Genomic DNA, 7,299 nt, shown 5'->3' on the forward strand with positions numbered 1-7,299 from the left:
CATGAACCGCCCCCTACGCATTCTCACCTATACCGGATTTAGCGCCCACGGTGTGGAGCGCTCTTACGCCAAGGTGGCCGAAGCCCTGGCACAGGGGGATTTTCGTGCGGCGCAGGTCAAAAAACTGCAGCACGTCACCTATGGCAAACTCTACCGGGCACGTCTGAATGATGCCGACCGCCTGCTGTTCTCGCTGGTGCGTCACGAGGAGGAAACCGCCCTGCTGATGCTGGAGGTCATTCGCCAGCATAACTATGCGGGATCCCGCTTTTTGCGGGGTGCGGAAGTCCTCTCTGAAAAAATGCAGGATGCCGATCTGAATGAGGCCCGAAAGGACGCCGCGCCATTACGCTATCTGCCAGAATCCCGGACCGCCATTCATATCCTCGATAAACCGCTTTCTTTCGATGATACCCAGGCGGCGCTCTTTGCTGCGCCCGCACCTCTGATTCTGGTGGGCGGTGCAGGAAGTGGTAAAACCGCCCTTCTGCTTGAAAAGCTCAAGACCATTCCGGAGGACGTGCTCTACATTACCCACTCGGCCTATCTGGCTGAACATGCCAAGGAACTCTTTTACGCCCATGACTTCGTGCGCGAGGACCAGGAAGTGGCTTTCCTGTCCTATCGGGAGTATCTCGAAACCTGGCGGATTCCCATCGGCCGTGAGGCGCAATGGCGTGATTTTGCCCAGTGGTTCGCCCGCATCCGCCAGAACTACAAAGGGATTGAGGCCCACCAGGCCTTTGAGGAAATTCGCGGGGTCATCGCGGCCCGGGCCGAAGGCATTATGGATGTGGACACCTATCGGCAATTGGGCATCCGCCAGTCCATTTTTACCCCCGGGCAGCGCGATCAGGTCTATGAACTGTTCGTCCGTTATCAGGACTGGCTGAGTCGTACCGGATTGTATGATCTGAATCTCGTGGCCCAGGCCTGGAAGCCTCTGGTGTCCCCCCGCTATGATTTTGTGGTCATTGATGAGGTACAGGATCTCACGCCTGTGCAACTGTCCCTCATCCTCGCGGCATTGCGCACACCGGGGGCCTTTGTGTTGGGCGGCGACGCCAACCAGATGGTCCACCCCAATTTTTTCTCCTGGGCGCAGATCAAAAGCCTTTTCTGGGCCGACCCACGTATGACCAGCGGGCAGGACTTGCAGGTGCTCACCCATAACTTTCGCAATGGCCGTAAAGTGACCGGGATGGCCAATCGTCTATTGGAGATCAAACAGCAGCGTTTTGGTTCTATTGATCGGGAAAGCAATTTTCTGGTGGACCCGGTAGGCGATAGCGCCGGACAGATCCGTTTGCTGGACGCAAAACCGTCAGCGTTGCAAGCCTTGAATCGGCAGATTTCCCAATCCACCCAATATGCGGTGCTGGTTCTCCGCGAAGAAGACAAGGCCGCAGCACGGGCGGTATTTTCCACGCCATTGCTTTTTTCGGTGCAGGAGGCCAAGGGGCTGGAATATCCGCACATCGTCCTGTATCGCTTTCTCTCGGATCACCGTGCACCTTTCGCTACGCTCTGTGAGGGGGTCAGTAAGGTAGGGCTGGGGGCGGAGACACTGACTTTTCGTCGTGCCAAGGATAAGGGAGACAAGTCCCTGGAGGTCTACAAGTTCTTTGTGAACGCGCTCTATGTGGCCATCACCAGAGCGGTGGAGAGTGTGTTGCTGGTGGAATCAGATGACCAGCATCCGCTATTGGATTTGCTGGATATTTGCAGTGGCGGAGAAGAGGGCGTGCAGGTGCAAGCCTCTTCCCGGGAAGACTGGCAAAAGGAAGCGCGCAAGCTGGAACTGCAGGGCAAAGCCGAACAGGCGGAGGCCATCCGTAGCCGTATCCTGCAAGATCAAACGCCACCCTGGCCGGTATTTAATGCGCGGGGCGTTGAGGAACTGACCCGGAAGATCTTCATCGATCAGGTCGTTGGGAACAAATGGCGGCAACAGTTATTTGAGTATGCCGCCTTCTATGATGCGCCCGAATTGAGTGAACGTCTGGCCGTGGAAGGACGTTTCAAACCTGCCGGACATTTTCTGGCCCAACGCCCCAGAATAGTCACCAATCGCCTGGCGGCTTACAGCCGTCGCCAGTTTCATGAGGTATGGGCAGATTGTGATCGTTATGGACTGGAACATCGCACGCCCATGAATCATACCCCGCTGATGGCTGCCGCCCGGGCCGGAAATGTCCCCCTGGTGGAGGCCCTTTTGGAGAAGGGGGCACGGCGTGATGCTACGGATCATCTGGGTCGCAATGCCGCCCATCTCGCCCTGCGTGAGGCCTTTGCCCATCCACAATTTGCCCAGAATGCCTTACCGGCCCTCTGGACCGTTCTTGCGCCCCTGAGTCTGGATTTGCGCATCGGGGATCGCCTGGTGCGTCTGGAGCGGCATCAAGCCGAGTATTTTCTGGTACAGAGCATCTGGGCGCTGATTCCCATTACCCCGGTGGAGGACCTTCTGATGCTGGGATTTAACCGGGAGGTCATTGAACATGCCTGGGAATTCCTGCCTGAAGCGGTACTGCCAACTTTTCGTAAAAAAAGAAACTACATTTCGGCCATTCTGGCCCGCAATGAAGTGCAGCGGGACTACGCTTATAACCGCCACCTTTTCTTGCGCGTGGCCTCTGGAGTGTATCTTTTGCAGCCTGACCTGTTTCTCCGTGATCCTGAGCAGGATGGGCAGTGGCAGCATTGGACCCATGCCCATAACCTGTCTTTTCTGGAGCAGCACTTCCCGATCGGCAAGGCGGTGCTCAACAGAGTGCTTACCATCGCTCAAGCTCCGCTGGATGACTCGCTCGCCTCCATGCGTCCGACAAAGAACCGGAAACCTACCAGGACCTCACGGGCCAACCCTGGCGGTGCCCCGCAAAAAACGATACCAGAAACCCGGGGTCGGAACATGACCAAGACATCCGAGGAAAAGGTCATGCAACGCCTCATCAAGATGGTCAATCAGGTGCAGGACGATGCGCCTCCGCAGAAGACTTCAAGCAACACCCAACACGCTGGCACTCAAGCAAAAAGGAAGACAAAGAAACCAGCCTCACCAGATTCAGAACAGTTGCCTCTCTTTGAAGAACGTGACGAGAGCAGTGGCTAAAAAAATACTACTTCACGAACAAGGTCGCCTGAGGCAGCATCATGACAAAATTTTTCTACTTTTTGTTCGCTGGTTGGTGGAGCTCATGGTTTCAGCGATAATGCCTAAACGCTGGACGGATTCAATTTGGTTACGCATCAAGGCCAGTAAGGGGGAGACTATAATGGTTGGTCCCATGCCCCTATTGCGAAAGGTTTTGGTGCTAATAAAATAAATCGAGATCTTACCCCAGCCTGTGCTTTGAATCACCACTTTGAAAGCAAAGGGCCTTTCCTATTACTACACAAATGCTTGAAGATGACATCGAACATGCCCGTCGACAAGGTCGACCAAATCCGTCGCAGGGTATTACACGGCGAATAGATCCCTCATAGCGAAAAGGTCATTCTGGAATAGTTAATAACTCATGGTTGACATCTCCGTTCCTCGCCGGTAGAAAGACTTCTGACTTCTTCACACAGGAGGGCCAGCGACTTGGACAGTGACCCTAGTTGCTTTCACAACGCACCGTTGCAATCCGTAGATCGGGTGATCCTGGCATAGTCGCTGTTGCCATTGCCCGGTCCTCGGGTGATGGAGTATCTCCATTCGTTATCGTTGTTTTGTGCACGCCACGGTAAGCGTGTTCCGGTCGCATGCCCGTAAAGGAGCATACGATGACAACAAACATACCTACTAAAAACATCACCGATACGTTGGCGGCTCTTCCAGATGACCAGCGTTATAGAGCTGCTGACCGTTGGCGGGTCCACCAGTTACGGGAAGCACTGATTCAGCATCATTCCTTTTGGAAGCGGCTCTGGCTCTTTTTTACCCTTGTTGGACCGGGGATTCTCGTTATGATCGCAGATAACGATGCCGGTGGTGTGATCACTTACGCCCAGACGGGAGCGACCTACGGCATCGGTTTTTTCATCCCCTTCCTGCTTCTGATGGTCCCGGTAGCCTATGTGGTGCAGGAGATGACCGTGCGTCTTGGGGCGGTGACGGGACGGGGACATGCCGAGATGATCTGGCGCCGTTATGGGGCCTTCTGGGGCGTATTTTCCCTCTTTGACCTGGTGGTGGCCAACATCCTGACCCTGGTGACCGAGTTTATTGGTGTGACGGTAGGGATGAAGGTTTTTGGCGTGCCGCCCATCTGGAGCGCTATGGGAGGTTTTGCGGTGGTCGCCGGAGTGCTGCTCTTTCTGCGTTATCACACCTGGGAGCGGGCGGCACTATGGATTGCAGTGGGGAATCTGGTTTTTGTGCCACTCGCTATTGCTGCTCATCCACACTGGGGACAAGTGGCAGCAGCCCTGGGGAATTGGCATATCCCGGCGGGGATAGCCGTAGGGGGCTTTCTGTATGTCATCCTGGCCAACCTGGGCACGACCATAGCGCCGTGGATGCTCTTTTTCCAGCAATCCAGCGTAGTGGACAAGGGGTTGACGGTCCGAGACATCCGTGTCGGACAGATGGATACGGCTTTCGGCAGCATCCTGATGGGGGTGGTAGCTATTGCTCTCGTGGCCCTAACCGGCACCTGGGTCTATGGGACGCCGGGCGCGGCGGACTTTGGGGTGCATCGTATCATGGGGGCTCTGGTGCACAGTCCTATCGGTTCAGTAGGGACGGCATTGTTCGCCCTGGGACTGGTGGAAGCTGGACTGATTGCCGCCATTGCCATTACGGCCAGCACGTCCTGGGCGGTGGGAGAGGCCTTGAATTTGCCGCGTAGCATCAATCTGCCTCCACAACGGGCTTTACCCTTTTATCTCTCGGGCTTGTTGGGCACAGCACTGGCGGCAGTCGTAGTGCTCATTCCCCATGCACCCTTGGGTTTTCTCAATCTGACCGTGCAGGTAGTAGCGTCCATCTTTATGCCAGCTGCGATGCTGTTTCTGCTTATGCTGCTCAATGATCCCGAGGTCATGGGGGTTTATGTCAATCGGCTATGGCAGAACATGGCCGCTTTCGCCATCGTGGCGGTATTGATTGTGGCCAATGGTCTCTATGGGGTGACCGTGGTGTTTCCGCATCTTTTCTAGTCGCGGTTGGGACAGGGTTCTGAGATTTGGCTGACTTTGCTGAAGCATCATGGGAGGAATAATGAACAGGTTCAATGAAACAGAAAGGCTACAACGGCAGGAGGCGGAAGCTTTTGCCGTGTTTTGGGATCGAGAAGGGGCGCGGGACCTGCCGCCCCTGGCGTGGGCACCGGTCCAAGGCTGGGTGCGATGGGCCTTTTGGGGGCTACGGGTCTATATCGTGGTGATGCTGGTTTTGGTCGCCATCGGGTTTACCCACGGAGTCCATTGAGATGATGCAGGCACCCCTAGAAGGACTAGTACAGACCGGCGCAGATCTGTTTCTGGCCTTCGTCCTGGGGGCTCTCATCGGGATCGAGCGGCAATGGCGGCAACGCACGGCAGGTTTGCGCACCAATACGCTGGTGGCAGTAGGGGCGGCGATCTTTGTTGATCTGGCTTTGCGTATGGGGGGTGCGGCCGAGGCGATACGGGTGGTGGCTTACGTGGTATCAGGGGTCGGTTTTCTTGGTGCCGGAACCATTATGAAGGAAGGCGCCAACGTACGCGGCCTTAATACAGCGGCCACTCTCTGGGGTTCTGCGGCGGTAGGAGCCTGTGCCGGCGCGGAAGAGTGGGCGCCGGCTTTGTTGGCAGCAGCTTTTGTACTGAGTGCCAATACTTTGTTGCGGCCCGTAGTCAACCAGATCAATCGTCGGCCTTTGGATACCGGCGGTACGGAGTTGACGACTACTGTGTACTTGATTGTGGCCCGTGGGCAGGAGGGTGATCTGCGGGATGCCGTGACGGAGATTTTGGAAAAGGGTGGCTACCCTATACGGGAGATGCGAATGCATCCCTTTGGCCGACAGGAGACGGAGATCGCGGCAACGCTCCTGACTTCCAGCGTGGTTGAGGAAGAACTGGATCGGTTGGTGGAGCGTCTGGAACATCTGGGCGACGTGCATCAGGCCTTCTGGCATCAAAGTCCCGGCGAGTAGTCCTGCTTAGAGGAGTGTTGAGATTGAACGACTCCCTGGAGCTTAGAAGAAGGGTAAACGTTGCGAGATAACCTGCTCCCTTGAAAAAATCACCTACTTGGCATCCAGCAGGAGGATGGACTTCAACTTTGCGTTATTGTTAATCAACTTTACTGAAAGGGATGGCGATGGGTGTTAAACAACGCTTGATATTTATCAGTTTTTAGCAGAAAACAGCGTCAAAATGGTATACTCTTGACCTGACATGTATTCCACAAAATATGTCAATCTATCAAGTGGTTAAATATTAATTTTTAACAAAGTCGCATGGTAAATGCATAATGCTGACATATAGCAAAAGATGACGCTGATTAACACACAAAGCTTGAAAACCCAAAATATCCAGATAGGCAACAGCGTGTGGGTGAAATTCCATCATGATGATGCTTCCTGCGATACCCAAGGATTGATAAGCGGAATGCTGAGATCCTCGAAGTCTGAGATGTTGCGGGTGGCCAGATGCGCCCGCCGAAAATAGGTGATGGCGGCAATCTGGGTATCCGCCTGGGAAATAGCCCGCCCAGACAACTTTCTCTGAGCGGCGATCTCTGCAAACGCTATTGCAGCGCCTCCATCAAAGGGAAGTATTCGCCCCGCAAAGTCTTCCCGAAAGATAGCAGCGATAGCCTGTTCGAGTTTGGTTCGGCGATTTCCTTTCGGCAAGATACGCACTCCATAAAACATCTCTGCCTGCGTGATGCTCGTCGTGTAGGTGCTATCTAATGGCTGGGCGGCTATCCAAGACATGACCTGTCCGGCTGGAGCAGGGCGAAGTAACTCTGAAATAACGTTAGTATCTAGTACAATCATTGGAAGCTGGGAGGATCCCGAACAGGATCTCTGGACATGGTCGGCAAATTCACGCCACCAAGAGGCTCTATCCGCGCTCGAATCCTCTGTGCCAGATTGCCTCCCTGTTGCTCCGGCGATTGCAAAGCAGCACGTAGAATCTGTCTGGCTTCTTCTTCCATAGAGAGCCCGTGAGTCGCCGCACGGATGCGAAGGCTGGTTTTTACGGATTCATCCAGGTTCCGAATGGTGATGATGGCCATGATAACCCCGCGTTTTCGCCAATTTCGATTTAGTATAGGCATTGCATTCATTGCAGGCAACAATAGGCCGCGAAGGCCGC

General features: G+C 54.7%; 6 protein-coding genes. 4 read left to right on the forward strand and 2 right to left on the reverse strand.

Annotated elements, in window-relative coordinates; genetic code table 11:
• From AC2VLY_RS06290 to AC2VLY_RS06305, 4 genes are all read left to right on the forward strand, one after another.
• Positions 1–3,115: hypothetical protein (locus AC2VLY_RS06290; protein ID WP_486921947.1), on the forward strand; the 3,115-nt coding region annotated here is incomplete at its 5' end.
• Positions 3,116–3,771: 656 nt separating this feature from the next.
• Positions 3,772–5,148 (forward strand): NRAMP family divalent metal transporter, encoded by a 1,377-nt coding sequence (locus AC2VLY_RS06295; protein ID WP_486894178.1) that lies wholly within the window; start codon positions 3,772–3,774, stop codon positions 5,146–5,148.
• 61 nt (positions 5,149–5,209) lie between these two features.
• Positions 5,210–5,419 carry a hypothetical protein gene (locus AC2VLY_RS06300; protein ID WP_486894179.1) on the forward strand — a complete coding sequence of 70 codons (210 nt, stop codon included), beginning with the start codon at positions 5,210–5,212 and terminating at the stop codon, positions 5,417–5,419.
• A 1-nt stretch (position 5,420) separates the two neighbouring features.
• Positions 5,421–6,128, forward strand: coding sequence for an MgtC/SapB family protein (locus tag AC2VLY_RS06305; protein ID WP_486894181.1), 708 nt, complete (start codon positions 5,421–5,423; stop codon positions 6,126–6,128).
• 414 nt (positions 6,129–6,542) lie between these two features.
• On the opposite strand, the gene AC2VLY_RS06310 is transcribed toward AC2VLY_RS06305, so the two are convergent.
• Together AC2VLY_RS06310 and AC2VLY_RS06315 are read right to left on the reverse strand one after the other, a co-directional pair.
• Entirely contained in the window at positions 6,543–6,977 is a 435-nt protein-coding gene (locus AC2VLY_RS06310) for a PIN domain-containing protein (protein WP_486893199.1), read from the reverse strand.
• Positions 6,974–7,299 (reverse strand): FitA-like ribbon-helix-helix domain-containing protein (locus AC2VLY_RS06315; protein WP_486893198.1); only part of this gene is annotated, 326 nt, incomplete at its 5' end. The genes AC2VLY_RS06315 and AC2VLY_RS06310, both read right to left, overlap by 4 nt.

The sequence above is a fragment of the Acidithiobacillus sp. TH-A36 genome (assembly GCF_057473445.1).